Below are 26,293 nucleotides of genomic sequence, written 5' to 3'. Positions count from 1 at the left end.
TCGGACGCGCCCGCCGGACCCCGCACCAGACCGCCGTCACGAGAACGAATCGGAGGAGCCGCGTGCCTGCGCAGCGCGACGACGTCGTCATCACCGGGCTCGGCGCCACGACGCCGCTGGGCGGCGACGCCCGGTCCACCTGGAAGGCACTGCTCGACGGGGTCTCGGCGGCGGTGGCGATCGGTGAGCCCTGGGCCGAGGACCTGCCGGTGCGGATCGCCGCACCGGCCGCCGTGGAGCCGGCCCCGCTGATCGACCGGGTCCAGGCCCGGCGGACCGACCGCTCCGCGCAGTTCGCGCTGCTGGCCCAGCGGGAGGCCTGGCGGGACGCGGGCTTCGGCGCCGCCGCGGGCGCCCCGGGGCACCCGGAGTCCGAGCGCCTCGCCGTGGTCATCGGCAGCGGCATCGGCGGCCTGAGCACCCTGCTCCCGGCCCACGACCTGATCCGCGCCGGGGACACCCGCCGGGTCTCCCCGTTCACCCTGCCGATGCTGATGAACAACGCCGCGGCGGCGCTGTGCGCGTTGGAGCTGAACGCCACGGCGGTGGCCCACGCGCCGTCCACGGCCTGTGCGGCGGGCGCCGACGCCATCGCGGCCGGGCTGGACCTGATCCGCCTGGGCCGGGCCGACGTGGTGGTGGCCGGCGGCACGGAGGCGGTCGTCAACCCGATGGCGCTCACCGCCTTCGCCGCGATGAAGGCGCTCTCCCGCAACAACGACGCCCCGGCCTGCGCCTCCCGGCCGTTCGACAAGAAGCGGGACGGCTTCGTCCTGGGCGAGGGCGCGGCGGTGCTGGTCCTGGAGTCCGGTGAGCACGCCCGGCGGCGCGGTGCCCGGATCTACGCGGAGCTCGCCGGGGCCGGGTCGAGCGTCGACGCCCACCACATCACCCGCCCGCACCCGGCCGGGGAGGGGATGGCGCGGGCCATCCGGCGGGCGCTGGCGGACGGCGGGGTCGCGCCGGCCGAGGTCGGCCACGTCAGCGCGCACGCCTCCTCGACCTCGGTGGGCGACGCGGCCGAGGCGCTGGCGATCCGCTCCGCGCTGGACGGCCTGCGGCCGGCCGTGTCGGCCGTCAAGTCGTCGGCCGGACACCTGATCGGTGCCTCCGGCTCGCTGGCCGCCGCGATGACCGTCCTGGCCCTGCACCACCGCACCGCCCCGCCCACCATCAACGTGGACGACCTGGACGACGCGATCGACCTGGACGTGGTGCGGTTCGTCCCCCGGCCGCTGCCCGCCGGGCCGTTGGCGGCGCTCACCCAGAGCGCGGGGTTCGGCGGGCACAACACCGTGCTGGCCTTCCGCACCGGGGCCTGAGCCCGGGCCGGGGACGCCGCCCCCGAGTGGGCCGCCGCCCGAGTACGTCGCCCCCGAGTACGCCGCCGCCCCCGGCCGGGAATCGCTCCGGACCGGGGGCGGCGGCGTGCCGTCAGGCCGCCGGCGGCCACTCGCCGCCGAGCGGGACGACGATGGACTCCAGGTGGTCGACGGTGGGCAGGGCGCCCTCGCCCTCGTCCAGCAGTTCCCGGACGAGCTCGATGATGTCGTGGACGGTCTCCAGCGACGACGCGCGCTCCTGCGGCAGGCTGTCGAACTCGAAGACGTCCTCGATGGTGAGACCCAGCTGGACCATCGCGAGCGAGTGGTAGCTCAGTTCGCTGACGAGCTTGGTGTCCGGGCCGATCCGGTCCTTCTTGGTGGGTGCGATGAGGTGGACCAGCTGACTGATCACGTCAGGGATCTGGTCGGAGGCGATGTCGGTCATACATGGATCGTCGCCGCGCCGGTGCCCGGCCCTCCAGGCAGCGGCTCCGGCAACGACTCGGCAAGATCGAACGTTCGGTGACCGCACCACCCCTACGGGTGACGGATTGCCGTGGGTTTGCCTGGAGATTGTTCAGGTCCGCCCCCTATGCTTCGGGGCATGGACACCGGTGTGTCGTCGGACTCGGCGTCAACTCCCTGGACTGTCATACCTGTTGTGGCCGGTTCACCGCCACGCCCGCCACGTCGGTCACGCCCGCCACGCCTGCCACGTCCGCCACGGCGGGCGCGCTCGACGACCTCCTGCCGCACGCTACTCGGCCCGACCATCACCCTTAACACCACTGAGGTGGCCCAATGACGCTGTTGGCTTCCTGGGGATCCCTGGCTGCTCAGCACTCACCCGCGGACGACACGGTGTTCGCCGTGCTCAACGTGGCGTTCATCGTCCTCATCACGGCGGTCGTCCTCGTCTCCCAGTTCAGCGTCCGCGACGTCAGAGCCCAGACCCTCCTGTGGGTCGCGATGCTGGTGCTGCGCGGCTTCCTGCCGCCGGGCCCGGCGGAGGCGAAGGCGACCAGCGTCGTCTTCCTGGTGATCGGTCTGGCGTTCTCCCTGGCCTTCGGCTACTACCGGGGCCTGACGATGCCCATGTGGCGCGACCAGACCGGCCGGCTGCTGCGCAAGGGCGGCCGGACCACCGCCAAGCTGTGGGTGGCGAACCTGGCCGAGCGCCTGATCGTCGGCGGTGTCGAAGTGGTCTTCTTCCACGGCAAGTTCAACGGCAACGGGGTCTGGCTCGGGGTCGGTGTGACGCTGGCCGTCCAGCAGGCCGTGATGATGCGCCGCGCCCCCGGCATCACCGAGGTGCGGCCGACCGGCCCGGGCCACACCACGCCCAAGGCCGCCGAGAGCGACGCCCGGACGAACTGACTGTACGTCAGAAATACTGCTCACAAAGGGACGTGCTCCGGGGTCGCCAGACCCCGGAGCACGTCCGTGTCATCAGTCGGCGAGCGGTTCGAGCTCGAAGATCACGCTGTCCGCCGGGGTGACCACGAGGTGCGCCTCGACCAGGCGCCAGCCGCCCTCCGCGAACACCCCGTTCCACTCCTCCAGGGTCGGCAGGTAGGCGCCCATCATGCGGTGCGCGACCTCGAAGCCCAGGGTGAAGACCGGGATCTCGGAGTCGGGGATCTCGGTGGTCATCGCGGTGTCGCCGAGCAGGAAGCGCTTGACGTTCGGGAACGCCTTGCGCAGCCCGCGCAGGGAGGTCACGCAGTTCTCCCGCGGCCAGAAGTCGTGGCCCATCAGGAAGGAGGTCAGCAGGTCGACGTCGGCGAACTCCGGGTGCGGCTGGGGGTTGGTGGCGTCGTCCTTGACGAAGGACACCCGGTCCTCGAAGCCGGCCGCCCTGGTCGAGGCCCGGGCCACGCCCAGCGCGCCCTCGGCGATGTCGATGCCGAGGCCGGTCGCGTCCGGGTTCTCGCGCAGCACGCTGATGATGCGCTCGCCGCTGCCGCAGCCGAGGTCGGCGATCTTGCTGAACCCGCCGACCGAGCCCAGGGCCTTCTTGAACACCGGGTCGAAGAAGTTGGCGTTGATGTCGCGGCAGGCGATCGCGATGGCGGCGGCGTCCCGGCGGTAGAAGCTGCCGACCCGGTTCTCGTTCTTCAGCACCGCCGGCATGTCGGCGAAGAGCGCCGCGCAGCCGCGGGACAGCCAGTGGTAGAAGGCCTTGCCGCGGTACACCTCGGTGAAGTTCACGTCGCTGACGACCAGGGCGCCCTGGCGCTGCACGACGCGGACGCTGGCCAGCGCCTGGAACATGCCCTCGACCGCGTACTGGTCGAGGTCGTTGCGTTCCGAGAACTCGGCGACGTCGAGTTTGTCCTGCTCGGCGAGCTCGTCGAGCGCTCCGACCTCCCAGGCGGCGCCGATCGCCGAGGAGGCGACGGTAGCGTTGAAGATGTCGGAGGCGGTCATTCTCGCCGCACCGAGCACGAGGTTGTCGGTCACGTCCTTGTCCCCTCTGAGGAAATGGAATCCGGCAGGCCGAACGGGACGTCCGGCCGGGCTGTGCCGGGTGTGATCACGGGCGCCGGGCGAGCAGGATCCGGTGCATCGGGGTGTCGACCAGCGCCGCCCTCACCAGGCCGGCCCGGTCGAGCCATCCGTCGTAGTCCGCCAGCGAGAAGGAGTCCCCGCCGCCGGTGACGAGCATCGAGGCGGCGAACAGCCGGAAGAAGCGGTTCTGGATCGACTGGGCGTCGGTCTCGTCGTCCACGATGTGGTCGACGATCGCCACCACGCCGCCCGGGCGTACGGCCTGCGCCGCCCGCCGCATGAGCTCCTCGGAGCCCTCCGCGGTCTGGAGGTGGAAGATGTTCACCAGCAGGACGAGGTCCTGGCCGGTGGTCCACTCCTCGGTGAAGAAGTTGCGCTCCACCGGTTCGAACCGGTCCTGCACGCCCAGGCGTTCGGCCTGGCCGCGGGCGATCGGCACGATCCTCGGGTGGTCCAGGCCGGTGGCCCGCAGTCCCCTGAAGCGCTGCAGGAGCAGCTGGCTGTAGATGCCGGTGCCGCAGCCGACGTCCAGCATGGCCCGGTCCGCCTCGCCCTTCCAACCCTCCTCCTCCGCAAGGAGGTTGGCGAGGGACTCGACGATCGGCGGGGCCCAGAAGTTGATGCCTCGGGCGACCTGTTCGTAGTCCTCGGCGGACAGCTGGTTGGCCTGGTAGTCGCCGTCCTCGCCGCGGGCGGGCCGCTTGACGATGTCGGCGAGGTTGCGCCACACGTCCCAGCCGATGGCCCGGTCGTAGCCGATCCGGCCGGCCAGGCTGTAGAGGCCGCCGGGCAGCAGGCACTCGGCCATGCCGTCCACCAGCCGGTAGACGTCCTGACCGTCCTCGGTACGCTCCCGCAGGACGATCTCGTAGCAGTACAGGCCGTCGAGCAGGACCCGCAGGCCGTGCGCGTCGGCGTCCAGCCGTCCGGCCAGATCGGTCGGTGTGGCCGGGCCGTCCGCCAGGGCGACGAATACGCCGAGGTCGAATGCGGCCTCGATCATCCCGGGCGCGAACATTGCGATCAGGTGTTCGTAGACGCGGTGCGAGGCCCGGACTACGGCGCCGTCCCTCGGATCTCCGATCAGTTTCGAACTGTCGACCAGCGGCGCCACGCCGGTTTCCGGTAGCGGAGTGCTCTCGTCCGGCATTTCACCGGTTCTCTTGTCGCGGACGGAGGAGTCTGTCGTCGTCATCGATCCCCATTTGCGCTCAGGGCATTTCGCCGGGCAGTACTGAATGGCCCGCAGAGGCGTTTTCCGAATCGATCGGAGAATCGGGCAGGCCGAACCGGCCCGATGGATGGTTCAGATCGCCCCGACGGCCGGGCCGGCCCGGTGCGGGAACTCCGGGCACGGCAGAGCGGCCGGCGGGGAAGGAATGCGCCCCGACGAGTGGACGGTGTGGGTGCGAATCGGCCTCAGGCCGGAATGGCGTTGACGTACTCGCGCATCATCCGGGGGACCCGGTACGCGTACTGGTGGCCGCGTTTCACCTGGACGACGGAGAAATCGACGAGATCGGCCAGCACGTCGATGTTGCGGGAGGGCTCCCGGCCGCCGTCGACCGGTTCCTGCCGGACGTCGTCGATGGAGAATTCGTCGGGGAAGCGGGAGAGGTGCTTGAGGGCCCGGCGCTGCCGGTCGTCGAGCAGCCCGTAGGCCCAGGCGAGGCTGCGGTGCAGCGAGCGGTGGTGGGACAGCCCGCCGACCTCGTCCTGGCCCAGGATCGGGAGCACCTGGCACTCGTCCACCAGGACGTGCAGGGGCACCGAGCGCATCCGGAAGGCGGCGTTCTCGATGGCGAGCGCGAGGCCGCCCAGCCGCCGGCAGAGCTCGATCACGTGGGGCATCTGGTCGCTCAGGTCCAGCGTGGGAACGACGGAGTGGACCCGGCGGCAGAACAGTTCGGCGGCCGGCGGGCAGCCGTAGCTCCCCTCGGGGTAGTCGACCGACAGCGGCGAGACCTCCCACAGGTCGGCCGGGATGGCGGCCGGCGCCCGCAGCGAGGTGATCAGGATGTGGAGCGCCGGGTGACGGTCCAGCAACATCCTGACCTGCCTGGTCACCGCTCCGATGACGTGCTCGGCGTTGTCGATGACGACCATCATCTGGAGCTCGGGGTTGGTCCTCGGGTCCCGCTCGTAGCCGTGCAGCAGGCTGTCGAGCGAGCGCTGCACCTCCGCCGAGGCGGCGGAGGCGTCCACGCTCTCCGGGGTCACCGAGCCGAGTTCCAGCACCACCACGCCGTCCCGGAAGCGGTCGAGCAGGTGGGCGGCCGAGTCCAGTGCCAGGCGGGTCTTCCCGACGCCGGCCGGCCCGGTGAGCACCAGCGGCCGGCCCGGCCGCAGGGTGGTCACGACGTGCAGCAGGTCGGCCTGGCGGCCGACCGTGATGTCCGTCTTGGGGCGCAGCCCCTGCCACCTGGCGTTGTCCGGGACCTCGACGACATTGGTCAGCAGGCCGGGTTCCAGCCGGGAGGACAGCATCCCGGTGGGGGAGCCGGCATGGGTGACGTGGGATATCAGCCCGTCCTGGCTGGTCGCCGCGGAGAGCAGGGCGCCGACCAGGAGTTCCACGGAGCTGCGTCGTGGATTCTTGATCGCGCCGGTTTCCAGGTTTCGAATGGTCCGCACGCTGACATTGGAATGCTCGGCTAATTGCTCTTGGCTCCAGCCGACCATCTTCCGTTGGGTTACTAACATGGAGCGAAGCTGATTGTTGTCCATTCCCCCGCGCTTCCTGCTGTTGTGAGCAGAATCCAAGTCAGAACTTTACACGCCGCGATGCGGCGCCAATCACTCCAAAACGATCACTGTGGCCTGCGCGATTATGTGCGGAGCACATGCGAGAGCGCTCGCGCCGAGCGCGGGCCGCAATGTGTCAGAACCATGGAAAAATGAGTTGGGGATGTGGTGGTGATTTGTCGCTGCTGCTCGGAAGCGGTCTTTGGCGGTGAGGTGGCCGCTGTCCGTCACGTTACTCAAGCTACGTGCGAACGAGTGTACTACGCGGACTATTTCTGCGAACCTGCCGCTACGTTCGATTTGCCCCTTTTGCGACCGGCAACTCCGCGGTGCTTCCGGCAATATCCGGCTGTTCTGCCGAGAGTATGCGGGCATTGTCGGCCGCGTTGGCCGGATGTGACCGCCGCTTCCCGGCCGTGATCGTCCCCCGCCCCGGAGGGCGGTCGCTCGGCGTCGGGCCGGCCCCGGCACGGCATACTCGTTCACCTGGACAAGCAGCAGTGGATACCCGGTGGAAACCTGGTTGAGACCGCACACAGCCGAAGGATAAGAAGAGGAAATGACAAAGCTCAAGGAGCAGCTGCACGAGGACCTCACGGCTGCCATCAGGGTCCGGGACGAGCTGCGCGCGTCCACCATTCGGCTCACGCTGGCCGCTGTCACCAGCGAGGAGGTGGCGGGCAAGCAGAAGCGCGAGCTGTCCGACGCCGAGGTGCTGAAGGTGATCGGCCGTGAGGCGAAGAAGCGCCGGGAGGCCGCCGAGGCCTTCGACACCGCCGGTCGGACCGACCAGGCGGCCCGGGAGCGGGCCGAGGGCGAGCTGCTGGCGACCTACCTTCCCAAGCCGCTCACCGACGAGGAGCTGGCCGCGATCGTGGCGGCCGCCGTCACCGAGAGCGGGGCCACCGGTCCGCAGGCGATGGGTGCCGTGATGAAGCTGGTGAAGCCCAAGGTCGAGGGCCTGGCCGAGGGCGGCCGGGTCGCCGCCGCCGTGAAGGCCGCCCTGTCCTGAGCGCGGGCGGGCCGGGCCCGCCGGGCCGGGGCGGCTCTGGCCGGAATCGAGTGGGTCTCCAGCAACACCCTTGGGATCAAACGGTCCTGACGAACCGTCACCCGGCAATACGCCGAAGGGGCGTCCTCCGAACCGGAGGACGCCCCTTCGGGCTGTGGTGCGGGTACCGCCCGGGTGGCCGGTCAGCCGTTGCCGTTGCCGCCGCCGTGCTTGCCACCGTTGCCGTTGCCGCCGCCGATCATGCCCGGCGGGAGGGTGAACCCGCCGCCGATCGCGCCACCGGGGGGACCGCCGGGGTTCCCGCCGTTGGCACCGCCCGCGGCGGTGCCGCCCTGCTGCGGCGGCGGGGGGTTGCCGGCGGGCGGCTGCTGGGCGTTCGGGTCGGCCGGCGGGGTGGCGCCGTTCGACGGGTTGGCGTCCGGCTTGGGCATGTCCGGGATGCTCGCGGTGGGCAGCTGCTCCACGGGGGAGCCCTTCAGGGCCTGGTTCATCGCCAGGCGCCAGATCGGGCCGGGGCCGGTGGCGCCGAAGACCTCGGTGAACGGGGTCGGGCCGATCTTGATGTTCTTCATCGGCACGCCACCGGCGGGGCCGCCGAGCCAGACCGAGGTGGCCAGCTGCGGGGTGTAGCCGCTGAACCAGGCGGCCCGCTTCTCGTCCGAGGTACCGGTCTTGCCGGCGATCGGGCGGCCGTCGTCCAGGCCGAGGTCCTTGCCGGTGCCCTTCTCGGTCACGCCGCTCAGCACCGTGTTCATGGCGTCGGCGGTGGTCTCGGAGAAGGCCTGGTTGCACGCGGACTGCGGGACCGGCACGTCCTTGCCGTCCACCGTGCTGATCTTGTTGATCGCGATCGGGGTGCAGTACTTGCCGTGCGCGGCGAAGGTCGCGTAGACGTTCGCCATCGTCAGCGGGGACATCTCCTGCACGCCGAGGCCCATCGCGGGGACCTCCTCGAGCGGCTTGCCGCTCGCCTTGGCGGTGATGCCGAGCTTGTTGGCCATCTGCTTCACCGGGCAGAGGCCCATGTCGGCCTCCATCTCGACGAAGTAGGTGTTGACCGACATGGCCATGGCCGTCTTGAGGTCGTAGGGGCCCTTCTCGCTCTCGGACTCGTTGGGCACGGTCCGGGCCTTGCCCTTCTCCGTGTTCTTCCAGGTGCCCTCGCAGGTCTTCATCGTCGGCCACTCGATGCGGTTCTCCGACTTGTACTGCTGGGTCGCCGGGAGGCCGGACTCCAGTGCGGCGGCGGCCACGATCGGCTTGAAGGTCGAGCCGGGCTGGAAGCCGTTGCCGCCGCCCATCGCCGCGTCCACGTTGAGGTTGACGACGGTCTGGTTCTTGTTCGGGTCCAGGCCGTACGGGCGGGTCTGGGCCATCGCGAGGATCTTGCCGGTGCCCGGCTCCATCATGGTGGCGGCGGCCGACACCGGGTCGGTGACGTACACCAGCTTGGTCACCGCGTTCTGGGCGGCGGCCTGCTTGTCCGGGTCCAGGGTGGTGTAGATGTTCAGGCCGCCGGTGTCCCAGAGCTTCTTGCGCTCGTCGGCGCTCTTGCCGAACGCCGGGTCCTGCTTGACCACGTGCCGGACGTAGTCGCAGAAGAAGCCCATGCCGGCCTGGGCGGTGATGCAGCCGTTCTGCGGGTCCTTGAACTTCAGGCCCAGCGGGGCGGCCTTCGCCTCCTTGGCCTGGTCGGCCGTGATGTGCTTGTTCTCCAGCAGCTTGTCGATCACGACGTTGCGGCGCTTGACCGTGTTCTCGGGGTAGCGCACCGGGTCGTACTGCGAGGGGTTCTGCACCAGCCCGGCCAGCGTGGCGGCCTCGGCGACGGTCAGGTCCTTGTTGCTCTTGCTGAAGTAGCGCTGGGAGGCGGCCTCGACCCCGTAGGCCTGGTGGCCGTAGAAGGTGATGTTGAGGTAGTTGGTGAGGATCTGGTCCTTCGTCAGGTCCTCTTCCAGCTTGATCGCGACCTTGAGCTCCTGGATCTTGCGGCCCAGGGTCTTGCGCTGGGCCTCCAGGACGGCCGCCTGGTCGTCGCCGGCCTTCTCCACGTTGACGTTCTTCACGTACTGCTGGGTCAGCGTCGAGGCGCCCTGGGAGGCGGTGCCGCTCTCCGCGTTCTTGCTGACCGCGCGGAGGACGCCCTTGAGGTCGACGGCGCCGTGCTCGTAGAAGCGCGCGTCCTCGATGTCCACCTGGGCGTGCCGCATGAAAGGCGACATCTGGTCGGCGGTGAGGACGGTGCGGTCGCGCTCGTAGACCTTGGCGATCAGCCCGCCCTTGGCGTCGAAGATCTGCGTCGCCTGGGTGAGCGGCGGCGTCTTGAAGTCGTCCGGGATGTTGTCGAAGCTCTCCGCCGTGTCCTTGGCGGTCAGCCCCATGGCGCCGACGGCGGGCAGGGCGAGGCCTGCCAGCAGGACTCCGGAGAGCACGCTGACGCCCAGGAACTTCACGCCGTTGCCGACGTGTTCCAACGGTGATCCGCCGCTTCCGCCGCGCGGAGCTCCGGTGTTGCCTGGGGGCTGGGATGCCTGGGGGCGCTTCGGTGCCATGGGGAGAACCCTACGTCGCGGATTCCCGCACATCGGGGCAGGCGTTCGCCTAGGCTTGTCACAAGCTTGGTACAGCTTCGGTGCGTCAACATCCTTCACTCTTGTGGGCGAGGAGAGTTGTCCGGATTGCCCATCGATGGCCGGGTTTTGAACCGGCTGTGGGCTGCTGTGTCCGAGTGAACGGTTGCGCTCCGTGACGGCGCCTGTGGCGAGAGTGGGGGCTCCGCGGTTGGCAAGGTGTGTGACCTGCGATCACTCCAACGAGTGAGCTGACCGGTACCCATAGTCCAATTGGGTCATTCGAGATTGAGCCCGAAGGGGCTGTTGCAAGCTGTCGTTCTTCCGTAACGTCCTCAACTGGCAACGGTGAATATGCCGTTGCCGCCGTGGGGGAGCCTCGATACGGGAGAGGACGGCGCCGGCATGGGCTGGGTTGACGACTGGAGTGCGCAGGCCGCCTGCCGCACGAGTGATCCGGACGAACTGTTCGTCCAGGGGGCGGCACAGAACCGCGCGAAGGCGGTGTGCAGCGGCTGCCCCGTCCGGACGGAGTGCCTCGCGGACGCCCTGGACAACAGGGTGGAGTTCGGGGTCTGGGGCGGCATGACGGAGCGCGAGCGCCGGGCGCTGCTGCGCCGACGCCCGACGGTCATGTCGTGGCGGAGGCTGCTGGAGACGGCCCGCACCGAGTACGAGGAGTCCCTCGCTACCGGCGTGATACTGACGGACTACGCCCAGGCGGGCTGAGCCGCCGGGGCAGGTCGAGACCGGCCGTACCGGGGGGTCCGGGCCGGTCTCAGGGCGGGGCGACCACGTCGCACCGCCCTGCGCTGTGCCGTACGGCCCGCGCCGTACGGCCGTGCGCCGCACCGCGCTATGCCGTGCCGCCGTGCGCCGTGTCGTCCCGGGCCGTGCCGCCGCTGAGCCGGTCCCCGATGACCCGCAGTCCGTCCAGGTCGTGCACGTCGCCCGGCAGCGCCGCGACCTCCACGATCGGCACGTCCGGGTAGACCGAGACGAAGCGGTCGCGGGTGCGGCGCTCCCGCGCCATGATCTGCATCCGCTCCGCGTGCAGCCGCAGCAGCCCGGCCGCCAGCAGCTCCGCCTCCGGCGAGGAGTGCTCCGAGCCGTTCTCCTCCAGCGCCTCGGCGGCCGCCAGCGCCCGCTCCGCGGTGAGCTGCGGGGCCCCCGAGCCGTGCACCCGGTTGAGCACCAGCCCGGCCAGCGGCATCCGGTCCGCGGCGAGCCGGTCCACGAAGTACGCCGCCTCGCGCAGCGCGTCCCGCTCCGGCGCGGCCACCACCAGGAACGCCGTGCCCGGGGCCTTGAGCAGCTGGTACGTGCGGTCGGCGCGCTCGCGGAAGCCGCCGAACATCGAGTCCGTCGCGCTGACGAAGGTCTGCACGTCGCTGAGCAGCTGGGCGCCGAAGATCTTGCCCAGGGTGCCGGTGAGCAGGCCCATCCCGGCGTTCAGGAACCGCATCGCGCTGCGTCCGCCGACCTTGGCCGGGGCGGTCAGGATCCGGATCACCCGGCCGTCCAGGAAGGACCCGAGCCGGTTGGGCGCGTCCAGGAAGTCCAGCGCCGAGCGGGAGGGCGGGGTGTCCACGACGATCAGGTCCCACTCCTCGGCGGCGCGCAGCTGCCCGAGCTTCTCCATCGCCATGTACTCCTGCGTGCCCGCGAAGCCGGCCGACAGGGACTGGTAGAACGGGTTCTCCATGATCGCCCGGGCCCGTTCGGGATCCGCGTGGGCCAGCACGACCTCGTCGAAGGTCCGCTTCATGTCCAGCATCATGGCGTGGAGCTCGCCCCCCGCCGCCGGACCGCCGCCCTCCGCGTCGCCGTCCCCGGCATCCGGGCCGCCGAGCGGCGCCCCCGCCGCCGGGGAGACGCCCTTGACCACCCGGGGGGTGTTGTCGAGCTCGGTCAGGCCCATCGACTGGGCGAGCCGGCGGGCCGGGTCGATGGTCAGCACCACGACCTTGCGGCCGCGTTCGGCGGCCCGCAGGCCGATCGCCGCGGCGGTGGTGGTCTTGCCGACGCCGCCGGAGCCGCAGCAGACGATGATCCTGGTCTTCGGGTCGTCGATCAGCTCGTCCACCGCGAGCCGCTTCCCGGTGCTCCGGACGCCGTCGCCGGTCCTGCCGTTGGCGCTGTTGCCGTTCGCGCCGTTCCCGCTGCCGCCGGTCCTGTTGCCGCCGGTCCTGCCGTCGGTGGTCCTGCCGTCGGTGCTCACGCCGCCCCCTGCCGCTTCAGGTCGCCCGCCAGCCGGTACAGCCCGCCGAGGTCCACGCCCTCGCCCAGCAGCGGCAGTTCGTACGTCGGGATCCGCAACTGCTGGAGGTCGGCCCGCTGCGCGCGCTCCAGCTCGACCCGCTCGGCGTGCTCCCTGGCCTGCTCCAGCAGCGGGTCGATCAGCGGCTCCACCGCCGCCCGGACCGTCTCCGGCTTGCGCGACCGGCCGCCGAGCCCGGCCTCGCCGAGCGCCAGGGCGACCTCCTCCCGGTGGTCCCCGTCCACCGCGGCCACGGCCGCCGCGTCCAGGAGTGGCGGCCGGACCATGTTGACCATCACCCCGCCCACCGGGAGCTTCGCCTCGCGCAGCTCCTCGATGCCGTCGACCGTCTCCTGCACCGGCATCTCCTCCAGCAGGGTGACCAGGTGCACCGCCGTCTCCGGCGACTTCAGCACCCGCATCACGGCCTGCGCCTGGGTGTGTATCGGGCCGATCCGGGCCAGCCCGGCGACCTCCGCGTTGACGTTCAGGAACCGGGTCAGCCGCCCGGTCGGCGGGGCGTCCATCACCACCGCGTCGTAGCGGCGCCGGCCGTCCGGGTCCTTGCGCCGGGTCGCCTCGCAGGCCTTGCCGGTGAGCAGCACGTCCCGGACCCCGGGCGCGACGGTGGTCGCGAAGTCGACGAAGCCGACCTTCTGCAGCGCCTTCCCGGCCCGGCCGAGCTTGTAGAACATCTCCAGGTACTCCAGCAGCGCCTGCTCGGTGTCGATCGCCAGCGCGAAGACCTCACCGGCCGGTGCCGCGCCCGCGTCCCCGGCGGGCAGCCCCAGCTGCCGCCGGGAGACCGAGGCGATCCGGCGCTCCTCGTACGGGAGCGCGGCGATCCCGAAGAGCTCGGCGATGCTCTGCCGGCCCTCGACCTCGATCAGCAGCACCCGCCCGCCCTCGGCGGCGAGCGCCAGCGCCAGTGCGGCGGCCAGCGTGGTCTTCCCGGTGCCGCCCTTGCCACTGACCACGTGCAGCCGGACGCCCTCCCAGTCGGGGTCGCGCCGGTCCGCCTGGCCGGGGGTGCGTGCCACGCTCCGTCTCCGTCCGTCTCCGTCCTGTGGGCGTCCCCTCCTTGGCGAGGGTGCCCCTCACCAGGGTGCCCTCCCGCGAGGGTAACCAGGGACCGCGCCGGATGCCGGGAGCACCCGGGGTCGCCAGGCCTGATCATGCCCTCTTTGTGCCCCACCTCACACGCCGCCTCCCGCGCGGCGGCGTCCGCCGGGGCCGCTCGTCTAGAGTCTGGCCATGACCAAGTGGGAATACATGACGGCGCCCCTGCTGGTGCACGCGACCAAGCAGATCCTGGACAACTTCGGCATGGACGGCTGGGAGCTCGTCCAGGTCGTGCCCGGCCCGAACCCGGAGCAGCTGGTGGCCTACTTCAAGCGGGAGAAGAGCGCATGAGCCAGGTCGAGTCGAAGCTCGCCGAGCTGGGCCTGACCCTGCCGCCGGTGGCCGCCCCGGTCGCCGCGTACGTGCCGGCCCTGCAGTCCGGCGAGTTCGTGTTCACCTCCGGCCAGCTCCCGGTGGTCGGCGGCAAGCTGCCCAGCACCGGCAAGGTCGGCGCCGAGGTGTCCCCGGAGGAGGCCAAGGAGCTCGCGCAGATCTGCGCCCTGAACGCCCTGGCCGCCGTGAAGTCCGTGATCGGCGACCTCGACCGGATCGAGCGGGTCGTCAAGGTCGTCGGCTTCGTCGCCTCCGCCCCCGACTTCACCGGGCAGCCGGGCGTCGTCAACGGCGCCAGCGAGCTGCTCGGCAAGGTGCTGGGCGCCGCGGGCGTGCACGCCCGCAGCGCCGTGGGTGTCGCGGTGCTGCCGCTGGACGCCCCGGTCGAGGTCGAGCTCCAGGTGCGCGTCAAGAACGACTGAGTCCGATCACCGAGGCGGGGCCGGCCCTGGCCGTCCCCGCCTTCGTGCGCTTAGCATCCGGGCATGGACCATCGAGCGACGACGCTCCCGATGCCGCCCGGCTGGCCTGCCCGGATCCGGGCGGTCGACTCCGGCGTGCTCACCCCGCCGGTGCCCAGGCGCGCGGCCACCGTCGTGCTGCTGCGCGACGCCGCCGCCGGGCCGGAGGCCTACCTGCTGCGCCGGCGCACCTCGATGGCCTTCGCCGCCGGGATGTACGCCTACCCGGGCGGCGGGGTGGACCCGAGGGACGCCGAGGTCGAGCCGGGCTGGGCCGGGCCGACGCCCGAGGAGTGGGCGGACCGGCTCGGGGTGGACGCCAGGACGGCCCGGGCGGTGGTCTGCGCGGCCGTCCGCGAGACCTTCGAGGAGGCCGGCGTGCTGCTGGCCGGCCCGGACGCGCGGAGCGTCGCCGCGCCGCGCGACTGGACCGCCGAGCGGGCCGCGCTGGAGGCGCACGAGCTGTCCTTCGCCGAGTTCCTCCGCGACCACGGCCTGGTGCTGCGCAGCGACCTGCTGGGCGGCTGGGCCCGCTGGATCACCCCGGAGTTCGAGGAGCGCCGCTACGACACCTGGTTCTTCGTGGCGGCCCTGCCGGCGGGCCAGCGCGCGGCCCTGGAGGTCGGCGAGGCCGACCGGGTCGCCTGGCTGAGCCCGGCCGAGGCGGTCCGGGGCTACCAGGAGGGCCGGTTCGGCATGCTGCCGCCGACCGTGACGGTGCTGCGCGAGCTGTCGCCGGTGCGCACCGCCGCCGAGGCGCTGGCCGCGGCCGCCGGCCGTCCGCTGGCACCCGTCCTGGGCCGGGCCGAGGTCCGCGGGGACCGCATGACGGTCCGCTGGCCCGGCTACGACGAGCTGACCATCGACGGGGAGTTCCCCGAGGACTCCTGACCCCGCGCAGCAGCAGGACCCCGCAGCAGCAGGACCCCGCAGGACCAGGACCCCGCAAGACCCGGATCCCGCAGTACCGCAGAGAAAGGACCGACGCCCGATGACCCACAGTGACGTGGCTCGCCGGACGGCACCCGAGATGCCCGCCCGCCGCCTGATCCCCCGTACCCCGGCCTGTGTCGGCCAGGTCCCGTTCGTCGAGGTGGCGCAGCGCGCCCTCGTCCGGGCACTGCCGCTGCGGGCCCTGCACCGGGACGGAGAGGCCGACCGGTGAGCGGACTCCTGCCGGGCGACCCCGCCGCCGCCGTCGGCGGCGAGGCCACCCCTCGGGCACTGTGCGTGCTGGCACCGAACCCTTCGCCGATGACGCTGGACGGCACCAACACCTGGCTGCTCTCCGAGCCGGGCTCGGACCTCGCCGTGGTGATCGACCCGGGCCCGCTGCACGAGGAGCACCTGCGCCGGGTGATCGGCCTCGCCGAGGAGCGGGGCAAGCGGATCGCGCTGACCCTGCTCACCCACGGCCACGCCGACCATTCCGAGGGCGCGGCCCGCTTCGCCGAGCTCACCGGCAGTGATGTGCGGGCCCTGGACCCGGCGCACCGGCTCGGCTCCGAGGGCCTGGTCGACGGCCAGCGCCTGGACGTCGGCGGCCTGGACCTGCGGGTGGTCGGCACCCCCGGCCACACCTCGGACTCGCTGACCTTCCACCTGCCGCAGGACGGTGCGGTCCTCACCGGCGACACCGTGCTGGGCCGGGGCACCACGATGGTCGCCCACCCCGACGGACGGCTCGGCGACTACCTGGACTCGCTGCGCCGGCTGCACACGATGGCCTCCCGGCACGGCGTGCGGACCGTGCTGCCGGGCCACGGCCCGGTTCTCGCGGACGCGCTCGGCGCCGTCGACTACTACCTCGCCCACCGGGCCAACCGACTCGCCCAGGTGGAGACCGCGGTGGAGGCGGGCTGTCGGACCGTGATCGAGGTGGTGGAGCGGGTCTACGCCGACGTGGACCGGGCGCTCTGGCCGGCCGCGGAGCTGTCCGTCCGGGCCCAGCTGGACTACCTGGAGGAGCACGGGCTGATCCCGGAGCGCGACTGACCGCCCGGCCCGCCGGCCCTTCCGCCCCGCCGTTCCTCCCGCGCCGCCGCGGGAGGAACGCCGAAGGGCCCGTCCGGAAACGGACGGGCCCTTCGGCGTTCGGTGCGTCAGCGCGAGCGGCGGGACAGCCGCTCGACGTCCAGCAGGACCACCGCGCGCGCCTCCAGCTTCAGCCAGCCGCGGCCGGCGAAGTCGGCGAGCGCCTTGTTGACCGTCTCGCGGGAGGCGCCGACCAGCTGGGCCAGCTCCTCCTGGGTGAGGTCGTGGGCGACGTGGATGCCCTCGTCGGACTGCACGCCGAAGCGGCGGGAGAGGTCCAGCAGGGCCTTCGCGACGCGGCCGGGCACGTCGGAGAAGACCAGGTCGGACATCACGTCGTTGGTCCGGCGCAGTCGGCGGGCGATGGCCCGCAGCAGCGCGATGGAGACCTCGGGCCGGGCGTGCAGCCAGGGCTGCAGGTCGCCGTGGCCCAGGCCCAGCAGCTTGACCTCGGTCAGCGCGCTGGCGGTGGCGGTGCGCGGGCCCGGGTCGAAGAGCGACAGTTCGCCGATCATCTCGCTGGGGCCGAGGACGGCCAGCATGTTCTCGCGGCCGTCCGGGGAGGCGCGGTGCAGCTTGACCTTGCCCTCCGCCACGACGTACAGCCGGTCGCCCGGGTCGCCCTCGTGGAACAGCGACTCCCCACGGGCGAGGGTGACCTCGGTCATGGAAGCGCGCAGCTCGCCGGCCTGTTCGTCGTCGAGTGCCGCGAAGAGTGCGGCGCGCCGCAGAACGTCGTCCACGTGCTTCCTCCTTCTCGGCCGTCCGGCGGGTGGGCCGTCCGGCGCAAGTTCCGTTCAGTGTTCTGCATCACCAAGCATGGCGCATGTCGCTCCGATCATATGAGGAGGGGGTGTGCCGAGGTGTGCGGTGCGGGGCCATTCGTACCGGCGGTCATCGGCCGGGGCGGGCGGCGGAAGCCCCGGAAGCCCTGCTGTTCGAACGTCCGGCCGCCCTGGTCGAACGGTGAACCGCCGACCGTCGTACGCACGTGGACCACGGGCGTGTCCCGGTGGACGGGACGGCCGTCCCCGGCGGTCAGCCCCCGAAATCCAGCTCGGTCCCCGGCGGTCAGCCCTCGAAACCCAGCTCGGCGAGGGTCCGGTCGATCCGGGCGCGGTGCTCCGCCTCCCAGGCGTCCAGGGTCTCGGCGGCCTCCTTGGCCGGCTTCGCCCGGGCCGCCTCCAGGATCCGCTCCCGCTCGGCGGCGGGCACCACCACGACGCCCTCCTCGTCGGCCACCACGAGGTCGCCGGCCGCCACCAGGACGCCGCCGCAGCGCACCGGGGCGCCGTGGGTGCCCAGCGCCTTCTTCGTCCCGGGGATCGGGATCACCCCGCGGGCGAAGACCGGGAACCGGGCCTCCCGCACCTCGCCGAGGTCCCGGATCAGGCCGTCGGCCACGAAGGCCGCCACACCGCGGCGCTGCGCCACGGCGCACACGTTGCCCCCGGCCAGCGCGTAGTCCAGGTCGCCGGACTCGACCACGATCACCGAGCCCGGCTCGGCCCGGTGGATCGCGGCGTGCAGCATCAGGTTGTCGCCGGGCGGGCACCGCACGGTGAACGCCGGGCCGGCCACCCGGGGCATGCCCGCCCAGAGCGGGCGCAGCCCGATGTCCATGACCCGGCCGCGGCCCAGGAGGTCGGCCAGGGTGGTGGTGGGGATGTCTTCGAAGTCCGCGTCCATGGTTCTCATTCTCCGGTCCGGACACGGGTCGTCGGCGGTCGAACTCCATCATTTCCGGCCAATAACGGAGTGTTAGCGGAAGATTGCTGACGGGAACTATGCTCTTGGCGGGGCGTGGGGGGTCGCGCCGTGTGCTCACCGGGCCCCGCGCGCGCCCACGGCGGGTCGAATCGTCTACCGGGAGCTCTCCTTGGGACACAGTGCGTACCGAACCGACGACGATCTCCCCTCGGGGTGGCCGGGCCGGCGTAGAACGCCTCAGGGGGCCGGCGACCCCCTGTCACGGCTCACCCAGGGCATCGTCGTCATGGTGGCGGTCGGCTTCTTCACCGCCTCGGTGGTGGCCACGGTCCGCAACCACGACGGTCTGGCCTACCAACTCCCGGCAGTCCTGGTCCTGGTGGTCCTGCTCGGCTTCCAGATCATGCACGCCGGGCCGTGGCGCCTGGAGCGGCTCTGGTGGCCGTGGAGCCTCGTGGCCCACGGGGTGCTCACCTACCTGCCGTTCCTGCTGTTCGACGGCTCGTGGGTGGGCATCCCCGGCTCCTTCGCCGGGTCGGTGCTGCTGACCGTGACCCTGCCCCGCTCCTGGCTCCTCTTCGCCGCCCTGGTGGCGGGCCAGTACCCGCTCTGCGCGGCCCTGGGCGGGAACGTCGGCCAGTGCGTCAACGCCGCCGTCTCCACCGCCGTGGGCGGCATCGTCGTGTACGGGGTGGCCCGACTCGCCGACCTGACGGCCGAGTTGCGGGCCGCCCGGATGGAACTGGCCGAGCGCGCGGTGGACCAGGAGCGGCTGCGCGTCGCGCGCGACCTGCACGACCTGCTCGGCTACAGCCTCTCGGTGGCGGCGCTGAAGTGCCAACTCGCGGAGCGGCTGGCCGTGGAGGACCCGGAGCGGGCCCGCGCGGAGATGGCCGGAGTGCTGGCGATGGTGCGCCAGGCGATGTCGGACACCCGCTGGATCTCCAGCGGCGACCTCCAGATGTCCCTGGCACGGGAGTCGCGTTCGGCCGTCTCGGTACTGCGGGCGGCCGGGATCAGCGCCACCGCCGACCTCGACTGCGGCGTGCTGCGGCCGGAACTGGACGCGGTGCTGGCCACCGTGGTGCGGGAGGCGGTCACCAACATGCTGCGGCACAGCGTGCCCCGGCGCTGCGAGATCCTGGCCGACCGGGACGCCCTCGGCTCCGTGAGCCTGGTGGTGTCCAACGACGGTGTCCCCGCGGACGGCGCGCCGCGGCGGCCGGGAGGCGGCCACGGTATCGAGAACCTCACCGAGCGGCTGCTGGCCGTCGGCGGCCGGCTGACCGTCGAGCAGGACGGGTCCGGGTGGTTCCGCCTCTCGGCGGTCGTCGGAGCCCCGGCCGCCCGGACCGCGGCCCGCGCGGCCGGGCCCGCCAGAGCCCCCGAGGCCGCCTGACCGGTCCCGGGGAGCGCCCGGCCGCCCCCCGCGGTGGGCCGGTCGGCTACTCACGCGCCCCGATCGCCTCGACCGGCTCCCTGCGCAGCGCCAGCCGGGTGGTCAGCAGGACGGTGCCCAGCCCCAGCAGCGCCGCCCCGCCCAGCACCGCGGCCTCCCAACTCGCCGGCAGCGACGGCCAGGCCGTCCCGGTGAGCGCGAGGCTGACCGGGACCAGGACGGCGGCGGTGACCGCCGCGCCGAGGGCCAGCGCCACCGCGACCGTGATCCCGCCCTCCCACGCCATCATCCGCAGCACCTGGCGGCGGGTGGTGCCCACCAGCCGCAGCAGCGCGAACTCGCGCAGCCGCTCGCTGGTGGCCATCACCAGGGTGTTGACGACGGCGATGGCGGTGAACAGGCTGATGATGCCGAGCAGCATCCGGCCGACCGCGGTGGCCGCCTCCTGCTGGTGCTGCCGTGCCGCGTCGTACGCGGCCCGGTCGCTGACCCGGGCCATCGGGTAGGCCGCCGTGAGGCCCTGGAGCTCCCGGCCCACCTGCCGCGGGTCGGCGCCCGGGACGGAGCGGACCAGGACGGTCGTGGCGAGCAGGTGCGGTGTGTGGGCGGCGGCGAGGTCGGTGGGCAGCAGCGCGTCGGCGAACCGAGCGTCGCGGTCGTAGACGGCGGCCACCGTGGCGGTGCCGCCGGTGCCGTCCTTCCACGCGATCCGGACCGTGGCGCCGACGCCGACGCCGAGGCGGGAGGCCGCCCGCTGTCCCAGCGCGATGGTCCCGCCGCGCAGGCGGTCCAGCGAACCGGCCGTCACCCCGGGGTCGACCAACTGCCCCAGCCCCTGCGGGTCGACGACCCGGGCGTCCACCCCCTGCGTGGCGGTGCTGCCGCCGGTGCCCGCGGACACCGTGACCGTGGTGGACGCCAGGCCGCCGGCCGCCCCGACACCGGGCAACTGCCGTACGGCGGAAGCGAACTCCGGCGGCAGACCGATGCCGCCCGCCTGGACCACGTGGTCGGCCGACAGGCGCCGGCCGTCCTCGGCGACGTTGGCCCGCGCCTTGACGACGGGGACGAACAGCACGGTGCCGGTGAACGCCACCGCCAGCACCAGCGGGGTGACGGCGGCCGCGAAGCGGCGCGGCTGCGCCCGCAGGGCGGCGGAGGCGAGGAACCCGGCGACCGGGAAGAGCCGGCCCACCGGACCGCCGATCGCCACGGCGGCGACCCGGCCGATCAGCGGCCCGATCAGAGCCACCCCGAGCAGCAGCACCAGCACCATGCCCTCGGCCGTGCCGGCGCCGCTGCGGCTGTCCGTCGAGCCGGCCAGCACCGCGCCGCAGACGGCGAGCGTGGCGAGTCCGAGTCCGGTCCGGATCCGTCCGACGCCGGGCGGCGGGGCCGAGGAGTCGCGCAGCGCCTGCGTCGGTTCGACCCGGGAGGCCCGGCGCGCGGCCGCCCAGACGGCCAGCTGGGCGGTGACGACGACACCGCCGAGGACGGTCAGCGGGGCGACCGGCCCGACGTGCAGCGGCACGTCCGAGCCGACCATCCCGCGGTCGACCAGTTCGCCCCGCAGCAGCGCGGCCAGGCCGATCCCGAGCGGAAGGCCGACGACCGCTGCCGCGACGGTCAGCACCAGCGTCTCCGTCGCGATCATCCGGCGCACCTGCCCGGTCGTGGCGCCGACCGCCCGCAGCAGGGCCATCTCGCGCAGCCGCTGCCGGACGGAGAGCGCGAGCGCCCCCGCCACCACGAAGACCGAGACGAACAGCGACAGCACGCCCATCGTCCCGGCGAGCGAGGACAGGCCGTCCCCGGGCCCGGGCGCGTCGGCGAACTCGAACTCGCCGCGCTCCTCGCCGGTGTGCACCCTGGGCCCGGACGAGTGCCCGTCGCCGTCCTGCTGCCGGGCCGCGGCGAGCACCTGCCGGGCCTGCTCGGCCAGGGCCCGAAGGTCGGCCCCCTCCTTGGCGGTGATGCCGATCGCGTCCGCGCCGGTGGCCGTCCCGGCCAGCCGGGCGGCCTGCTCGGTGCTGAAGAACAGCGCGCTCTGCCGGGACGACTCCTGCGGTGGCGAGGCCAGTCCGGCCACCGTGTACCCGCGCGGCGCCTCGGTGGTGGCGAGCCGTACGGTGCCGCCGGCCGAGACCCCGGCGCGGGCGGCCGTGGCGGCGTCCAGGACCACCTCGTCGGGCCCGGCCGGGGCACGGCCGGAGACCAGCCGGAACGGGGCCAGGACGGCACTCGCCCAGGAGTGCCCGAGCGAGGGGCCGCCCTGCGGTCCGGACAGGACCTTCCCGTCCGCGGTGACCGCCGCCGCCGGGAAGGAGACCTCCGGGACGGCCGCGGCGGCGCCGGGCAGTTCGGCGAGCCGGTCGGCAAGCGGTCCGGCGTCGGGGACGCGGGTCGAGCCGCCGACCACGACCGGGGCCGCCGCGTAGCGCTCGGCGGGCGTGCCCGTCCGCAGGGCGGACTCCAGCAGGACCCCGCAGGCGGCGGTCAGGACGAGGGCGAAGGCGAGCGCGGTGAAGGCACCGGCGAAGCCGGCCTTCCGTGCCCGCACCGTCTGCCAGGCGAGGAGGAGCATGTCAACGCCTTCCCAGCAGGGTCATCCGTTCGGCGACCCGCTCCGGCGTGGGCCCGTCCAGGACCTCGGCGAAGCTGCCGTCGGCCAGGAAGAAGACCCGGTCCGCGTGGGAGGCGGCCACCGGGTCGTGGGTCACCATGATCACGGTCTGGCCCAGCCCGTCCACCACGTGCCGCAGCAGCCGCAGGACCTCGGCGCCCGTGGTGCTGTCCAGCGCGCCGGTGGGCTCGTCCGCGAAGACCACTTCCGGCCGGGTCACCAGGGCCCGGGCGATCGCCACCCGCTGCTGCTGGCCGCCGGACAGCTGGGAGGGCAGGTGCCGCACCCGCTCGGCCAGACCGGTCCGCTCGACGATCTCCGCCAGCCAGGCCTTGTCCGCCCGGCGCCGGGCCAGCCGCAGCGGCAGGGTGATGTTCTGCTCCACCGTCAGTGCCGGCAGCAGGTTGAAGGCCTGGAAGACGAAACCGATCCGCTGCCGCCGCAGCAGGGTCAGCTCGTTCTGGCCCAGCGTCGCCAGGTCCCGGCCGGCCAGGCGGACCTGCCCGGAGGTCGGCCGGTCGAGCCCGGCAGCGCAGTGCAGGAAAGTGCTCTTCCCGGAGCCGGACGGCCCCATCACCGCGGTGAACCCACCACGCCGGAATTCCATCGACACCCCGCGCAGGGCGTGCACGGCCCCCGCCCCCTGCCCGTACACCTTGCTCACTCCGTCGAGCCGGACCGCCGGGTCCGGTTCGGAAGCGGAATGGACTTGTTCCGGTTCGCCGGAATCCGCGGTCCGCGAGAAAACGGGAATCCCCTCCTCGGTATGACGCCCTGCCCCTTATCGGCGGCCAGCCTAGCCAAATCCGCACGGCGGTGTAACGGTCGCGCCGTCCGTCCCGGGCGGCCGGCCGCCCGGGACGGACACGGGATGGACAATCCACGGCAGGACCCATGCGAATCGCATGGTGCGTTCCATGGAGTACGGCGTGGCCAAACTTCCGTTCGGGTGCAAGGATCGACCTTGTTCGAAATGACCGCATGCGGACAGCGGGAAGTCGGGTCGACACGCAGGACCCGTTCCGTGTCCGACTTTCCATCGGTGGTCCTGCTTTTCTCGCCGACGAATCTCGGTGTATTCGTGGTTGCCGTTCAGGGTAATTCGGAATTTTTCGGATAAGTCACGGGGGTGGCGAATGTCCAAGCACTACGACGTGTACTGTATGGCCGATCCGACCTTCTTCGACTCGCCCACCGAGTTGAAGGAGGAGGGCCTGGACTTCGCCCTCTCCGGGCGGCCGGTGCCCGACGGGTGGAGCCGGATCGAGCACGGCGACTGGGTGGTCCACCGCCCCGAGGGCGGCGAGCCGCTGCCCAAGCAGGGCTGGAAGATCCACACCTCCGGCCGGGGGCAGAACGCCGACCGGATCCTCGATGAGGTGTCGGCCTACTGCTACGCCGAGCGCATCCCGTTCAAGCACCTGTCCGGCCGGCACATCCTGCAGACGCGGAACATGAAGTACGCGCACCGGGGGTCCAGCGGAAAGCTCGTCACCGTCTACCCGCGTGACGAGGCCCAGCTGAAGGCCGTGCTGGACGCGCTGGAACCACGCATCGGCGGTGAGGCCGGCCCGTACATCCTGAGCGACCTGCGGTGGAACGCCGGCCCGCTGTACGTGCGCTACGGCGGCTTCGCCGAGCGGCACATGGTCTCCGACCAGGGCCTGCTCGTCCAGGCCATCGAGGCGCCCGACGGCACGCTGGTGCCCGACAGGCGTGAGCCGGCCTTCCATGTACCCGAGTGGGTGGAGCTGCCGGACTTCCTGGTGCCCCAGCTGGAGGCCCGCAAGCGGGAAACCGTCGAAGGCCTGCCGTACCGGATCGAGAAGGTGCTGCACTTCTCCAACGGCGGCGGCATCTACAGCGGGGTGGACACCCGCACCGGCGAGCGGATCGTGCTCAAGGAAGCCCGGGCCCACGCCGGCCTGACCAACGACGGGAAGGACGCGGTCGACCGGCTCCGGCACGAGCGGGCCGTCCTGGAACGGCTCGCCGGGCTGAGCGTCGTGCCCAGGGTGATCGACTACTTCGAGGTCGGCGACCACCACTTCCTGGTCGAGGAGTTCCTGGACGGCCGGCCGCTGAACCAGTTCTTCGGTCGGCGCTACCCGTACAACAAGTCCCGGACGGACCGGGCGGAGATCGCCGAGTACACGGACTGGGCGATCGGGATCTGCCAGGCGGTCGAGGCGGCGGTCGACGCACTGCACGGGCGCGGCGTGGTCTTCGGTGACCTGCACCCGTTCAACATCCTGGTCCGCGACGACGGCGGCGTCGCGCTGATCGACTACGAGGTCGCGTCCCCGGTGGAGGCGGAGACCAAGCCCGCGCTCGGCAATCCCGCCTACGCGGCGCCGCGCGACCGCACCGGCTTCGCCATCGACCGCTACGCCCTGGGCTGTCTCAGGCTCGCGATGTTCATGCCGCTCACCGCGATGCTCCGCCAGAGCCTCGGCAAGGCCCGGCACCTGGCGGACGAGATCGCCCTGCGCTTCCCGGTGCCGCCGGAGTTCCTCGACGCCGCGGTGCGGGACGTACTCGGCCCGGCGGACCCGGAGCGACCGGACGGGCCGCCGTCCACCGGCACCTCCGCGACGGTCTTCGACCCGACGGTCCTGCCGCTGCCCACGCCGGACCGGGCCGACTGGGCCCGTACCCGCGACTCGCTGGCCGGGGCCATCCTGGCGAGCGCCACCCCGGACCGGGACGACCGTCTCTTCCCCGGTGACGTCGAGCAGTTCAGCACGGGCGGGCTCAACCTCGCCCACGGCGCCGCCGGGGTGCTGTACGCCCTGGACGTGACCGGCGCCGGCCGCTTCCCGCAGCACGAGCAATGGCTGCTGGACCATGCCCTGCGCAAGAACGCGCGGGCCCGGCTCGGTTTCTACGACGGCCTCCACGGCGTGGCCCACGTGCTCGACCTGCTCGGTCACCGCGCCGATGCGCTCAAGATCCTGGAACTCTGCCTGGCCGAAGGCTGGGAGAGCCTGGGCAGTGACCTGCAGAGCGGCCTGTCGGGCCTCGCGCTCAACTTCGCGCACTTCGCCGACGCCACCGGCGAGTCCGTGCTGCGCGAAGCCGCCCTACGGGCCGCCGACCTGGTCGCCGGGCGGCTCGGCGGCGCCGAGAGCGTGCCCGAGACCAGCGGCGGACGCCACCCGCACGCCGGGCTCATGCGCGGGTCCGCCGGGCCGGCGCTGATGTTCGTCCGGCTGTACGAGCAGACCCGGGACCGGGCGTTCCTGGATCTGGCCGCCACCGCCCTGCGGCAGGACCTGCGCCGCTGCCTGACCCGCACCGACGGCGCGGTCCACATCAACGAGGGCTGGCGCTCGATGCCCTACCTCGCGACCGGAAGCGCGGGTCTGGCGATCGTCCTGGACCGCTATCTGGCGCACCGCGAGGACGAGCAGTTCCGCATCGCCGCCGACGGCGTGCGGATCTCCTCGCAGTCCGAGCACTACGTGCTGTCCGGCCTGTTCAACGGTCGGGCCGGCATCCTGCAGCACCTCGCCTCGACGTCCCGGCTCCCGAGGCCGGCGGACGACCCGGACGTGGCCGCGCAGATCAGGGCGCTCTCCCTGCACGCGCTCGCCTACCAGGGCCGTCTCGCCTACCCCGGGGAACAACTGCTGAGGTTGTCGACGGACCTCGCGACCGGTTCCGCGGGCGTGTTGCTCGCCCTCGGCGCGGCCCTGGGCGGCCCCTCGGTCCACCTGCCCTTCCTCGGGCCGGCCCGGACCTCCTGATCCGCCCCACCCCACGGCCCCGGCCGGCGCCCGCGCGCCCGCCCGCGGGCCACCCCACCGACCGCCCTTCCGATCCGGGAAGGGTGCCCGCATGGGCAAGACCGAATCCAGAGGAAGGAACGAACCATGGCACTGCTCGACCTGCAGACGATGGAACTCCCCACCGAGGCCGAGGAGATGGCTCCGATGGGCAGCGGCGACAGCAACAACTGCTCCAACTCCAGCTGGCTCTGGTGCAACTGACCCTGCCCTTCGGGCCGGGTCGCGACACCTCGCACAGCACGGACCGTCCACGTACGACACACCAGAGAGGACAGGACCATGGCACTGCTTGACCTGCAGACGATGGAGCTTCCGGCCGAGGCCGAGGAGATGGCTCCGATGGGCAGCGGCGACAGCAACAACTGCTCCAACTCCAGCTGGCTTTGGTGCAACTGAC

Annotated in this window: 24 protein-coding genes; 13 read left to right on the top strand and 11 right to left on the bottom strand. The window is 72.4% G+C overall.

Features of this window, described 5'->3' with window-relative positions; genetic code table 11:
- Window positions 1-62: 62 nt before the first annotated feature.
- The gene (locus ACFQ6N_RS02200) at window positions 63-1,322 is read left to right on the top strand and encodes a beta-ketoacyl-[acyl-carrier-protein] synthase family protein (RefSeq protein ID WP_380646274.1); all 1,260 of its coding nucleotides are present in this window, start codon (window positions 63-65) and stop codon (window positions 1,320-1,322) included.
- A gap of 112 nt (window positions 1,323-1,434) precedes the next feature.
- Here the strand turns inward: ACFQ6N_RS02200 and ACFQ6N_RS02195 are convergent, their stop codons facing one another.
- Entirely contained in the window at window positions 1,435-1,770 is a 336-nt protein-coding gene (locus tag ACFQ6N_RS02195) for an acyl carrier protein (protein ID WP_380646272.1), read from the bottom strand.
- Window positions 1,771-2,126: 356 nt separating this feature from the next.
- Here ACFQ6N_RS02195 and ACFQ6N_RS02190 point away from each other — a divergent pair, with 356 nt between their 5' ends.
- Window positions 2,127-2,702: a hypothetical protein gene (locus ACFQ6N_RS02190; RefSeq protein ID WP_380646271.1), complete on the top strand. Its 576-nt coding sequence runs from the start codon at window positions 2,127-2,129 to the stop codon at window positions 2,700-2,702.
- Window positions 2,703-2,774: 72 nt separating this feature from the next.
- Here ACFQ6N_RS02190 and ACFQ6N_RS02185 read toward each other — a convergent pair whose 3' ends face one another.
- From ACFQ6N_RS02185 to ACFQ6N_RS02175, 3 genes are all read right to left on the bottom strand, one after another.
- Window positions 2,775-3,788 (bottom strand): methyltransferase domain-containing protein, encoded by a 1,014-nt coding sequence (locus ACFQ6N_RS02185; RefSeq protein WP_380646270.1) that lies wholly within the window; start codon window positions 3,786-3,788, stop codon window positions 2,775-2,777.
- A 73-nt stretch (window positions 3,789-3,861) separates the two neighbouring features.
- Window positions 3,862-5,031 carry a class I SAM-dependent methyltransferase gene (locus ACFQ6N_RS02180; RefSeq protein WP_380646269.1) on the bottom strand — a complete coding sequence of 390 codons (1,170 nt, stop codon included), beginning with the start codon at window positions 5,029-5,031 and terminating at the stop codon, window positions 3,862-3,864.
- 224 nt (window positions 5,032-5,255) lie between these two features.
- On the bottom strand, window positions 5,256-6,518 hold the full coding sequence (locus ACFQ6N_RS02175; protein ID WP_380646377.1) for a helix-turn-helix domain-containing protein: 1,263 nt from the start codon (window positions 6,516-6,518) through the stop codon (window positions 5,256-5,258).
- Between the two features lie 622 nt (window positions 6,519-7,140).
- Between ACFQ6N_RS02175 and ACFQ6N_RS02170 the strand changes: the two genes are divergently transcribed.
- Window positions 7,141-7,593, top strand: a complete 453-nt coding sequence (locus tag ACFQ6N_RS02170; protein ID WP_380646268.1) for a GatB/YqeY domain-containing protein — start codon at window positions 7,141-7,143, stop codon at window positions 7,591-7,593.
- Between the two features lie 182 nt (window positions 7,594-7,775).
- Here the strand turns inward: ACFQ6N_RS02170 and ACFQ6N_RS02165 are convergent, their stop codons facing one another.
- On the bottom strand, window positions 7,776-10,067 hold the full coding sequence (locus ACFQ6N_RS02165) for a transglycosylase domain-containing protein (RefSeq protein ID WP_380646267.1): 2,292 nt from the start codon (window positions 10,065-10,067) through the stop codon (window positions 7,776-7,778).
- A 501-nt stretch (window positions 10,068-10,568) separates the two neighbouring features.
- On the opposite strand from ACFQ6N_RS02165, the gene ACFQ6N_RS02160 reads away from it, so the two are divergent.
- Window positions 10,569-10,892: a WhiB family transcriptional regulator gene (locus ACFQ6N_RS02160; protein ID WP_033333275.1), complete on the top strand. Its 324-nt coding sequence runs from the start codon at window positions 10,569-10,571 to the stop codon at window positions 10,890-10,892.
- Between the two features lie 127 nt (window positions 10,893-11,019).
- Here ACFQ6N_RS02160 and ACFQ6N_RS02155 read toward each other — a convergent pair whose 3' ends face one another.
- Entirely contained in the window at window positions 11,020-12,384 is a 1,365-nt protein-coding gene (locus ACFQ6N_RS02155; protein WP_380646266.1) for an ArsA family ATPase, read from the bottom strand.
- Window positions 12,381-13,463 carry an ArsA-related P-loop ATPase gene (locus tag ACFQ6N_RS02150; RefSeq protein ID WP_380646265.1) on the bottom strand — a complete coding sequence of 361 codons (1,083 nt, stop codon included), beginning with the start codon at window positions 13,461-13,463 and terminating at the stop codon, window positions 12,381-12,383. The genes ACFQ6N_RS02155 and ACFQ6N_RS02150 overlap by 4 nt, the downstream gene beginning before the upstream one ends.
- A 214-nt stretch (window positions 13,464-13,677) precedes the next feature.
- Between ACFQ6N_RS02150 and ACFQ6N_RS02145 the strand changes: the two genes are divergently transcribed.
- From ACFQ6N_RS02145 to ACFQ6N_RS02125, 5 genes are all read left to right on the top strand, one after another.
- On the top strand, window positions 13,678-13,836 hold the full coding sequence (locus ACFQ6N_RS02145) for a hypothetical protein (RefSeq protein WP_360205529.1): 159 nt from the start codon (window positions 13,678-13,680) through the stop codon (window positions 13,834-13,836).
- Complete coding sequence (locus tag ACFQ6N_RS02140; protein ID WP_380646264.1) at window positions 13,833-14,300, top strand: RidA family protein; 468 nt, start codon at window positions 13,833-13,835, stop codon at window positions 14,298-14,300. The genes ACFQ6N_RS02145 and ACFQ6N_RS02140 overlap by 4 nt, the downstream gene beginning before the upstream one ends.
- A 63-nt stretch (window positions 14,301-14,363) precedes the next feature.
- Entirely contained in the window at window positions 14,364-15,230 is an 867-nt protein-coding gene (locus ACFQ6N_RS02135) for an NUDIX hydrolase (RefSeq protein ID WP_380646263.1), read from the top strand.
- A gap of 100 nt (window positions 15,231-15,330) precedes the next feature.
- Window positions 15,331-15,504 carry a hypothetical protein gene (locus ACFQ6N_RS02130; RefSeq protein ID WP_380646262.1) on the top strand — a complete coding sequence of 58 codons (174 nt, stop codon included), beginning with the start codon at window positions 15,331-15,333 and terminating at the stop codon, window positions 15,502-15,504.
- Complete coding sequence (locus ACFQ6N_RS02125) at window positions 15,501-16,334, top strand: MBL fold metallo-hydrolase (RefSeq protein ID WP_380646261.1); 834 nt, start codon at window positions 15,501-15,503, stop codon at window positions 16,332-16,334. Before ACFQ6N_RS02130 ends, ACFQ6N_RS02125 begins: the two co-directional genes overlap by 4 nt.
- A 107-nt stretch (window positions 16,335-16,441) precedes the next feature.
- Here the strand turns inward: ACFQ6N_RS02125 and ACFQ6N_RS02120 are convergent, their stop codons facing one another.
- Both ACFQ6N_RS02120 and ACFQ6N_RS02115 read right to left on the bottom strand, forming a co-directional pair.
- A complete protein-coding gene (locus ACFQ6N_RS02120; protein WP_030060009.1) occupies window positions 16,442-17,116 on the bottom strand; it encodes a Crp/Fnr family transcriptional regulator in 675 nt (224 codons plus the stop codon).
- Between the two features lie 328 nt (window positions 17,117-17,444).
- On the bottom strand, window positions 17,445-18,062 hold the full coding sequence (locus ACFQ6N_RS02115; protein WP_380646260.1) for an RraA family protein: 618 nt from the start codon (window positions 18,060-18,062) through the stop codon (window positions 17,445-17,447).
- A 307-nt stretch (window positions 18,063-18,369) separates the two neighbouring features.
- Here ACFQ6N_RS02115 and ACFQ6N_RS02110 point away from each other — a divergent pair, with 307 nt between their 5' ends.
- Window positions 18,370-19,482: a histidine kinase gene (locus tag ACFQ6N_RS02110; protein WP_380646259.1), complete on the top strand. Its 1,113-nt coding sequence runs from the start codon at window positions 18,370-18,372 to the stop codon at window positions 19,480-19,482.
- Between the two features lie 46 nt (window positions 19,483-19,528).
- Here ACFQ6N_RS02110 and ACFQ6N_RS02105 read toward each other — a convergent pair whose 3' ends face one another.
- A complete protein-coding gene (locus ACFQ6N_RS02105) occupies window positions 19,529-22,066 on the bottom strand; it encodes an ABC transporter permease (RefSeq protein ID WP_380646257.1) in 2,538 nt (845 codons plus the stop codon).
- A gap of 1 nt (window position 22,067) precedes the next feature.
- Window positions 22,068-22,769, bottom strand: a complete 702-nt coding sequence (locus tag ACFQ6N_RS02100; protein WP_380646256.1) for an ABC transporter ATP-binding protein — start codon at window positions 22,767-22,769, stop codon at window positions 22,068-22,070.
- A gap of 472 nt (window positions 22,770-23,241) precedes the next feature.
- Between ACFQ6N_RS02100 and lanKC the strand changes: the two genes are divergently transcribed.
- The 3 genes from lanKC to ACFQ6N_RS02085 all read left to right on the top strand — a co-directional run bounded on the left by lanKC (window position 23,242) and on the right by ACFQ6N_RS02085 (window position 26,292).
- Window positions 23,242-25,854 carry a class III lanthionine synthetase LanKC gene (gene lanKC, locus ACFQ6N_RS02095; protein WP_380646255.1) on the top strand — a complete coding sequence of 871 codons (2,613 nt, stop codon included), beginning with the start codon at window positions 23,242-23,244 and terminating at the stop codon, window positions 25,852-25,854.
- A 126-nt stretch (window positions 25,855-25,980) separates the two neighbouring features.
- Complete coding sequence (locus tag ACFQ6N_RS02090) at window positions 25,981-26,097, top strand: SapB/AmfS family lanthipeptide (RefSeq protein ID WP_380646254.1); 117 nt, start codon at window positions 25,981-25,983, stop codon at window positions 26,095-26,097.
- A 78-nt stretch (window positions 26,098-26,175) separates the two neighbouring features.
- Window positions 26,176-26,292, top strand: a complete 117-nt coding sequence (locus tag ACFQ6N_RS02085) for a SapB/AmfS family lanthipeptide (protein ID WP_380646253.1) — start codon at window positions 26,176-26,178, stop codon at window positions 26,290-26,292.
- Window position 26,293: the final 1 nt, after the last annotated feature.

It is taken from the genome of Kitasatospora sp. NPDC056446, assembly GCF_042796115.1.
In the GTDB taxonomy this organism is placed as follows: Bacteria; Actinomycetota; Actinomycetes; order Streptomycetales; family Streptomycetaceae; genus Kitasatospora.
The sequence above is the reverse complement of the archived record's forward strand: the minus strand, read 5'-3'. Positions and strand labels throughout refer to the sequence as shown.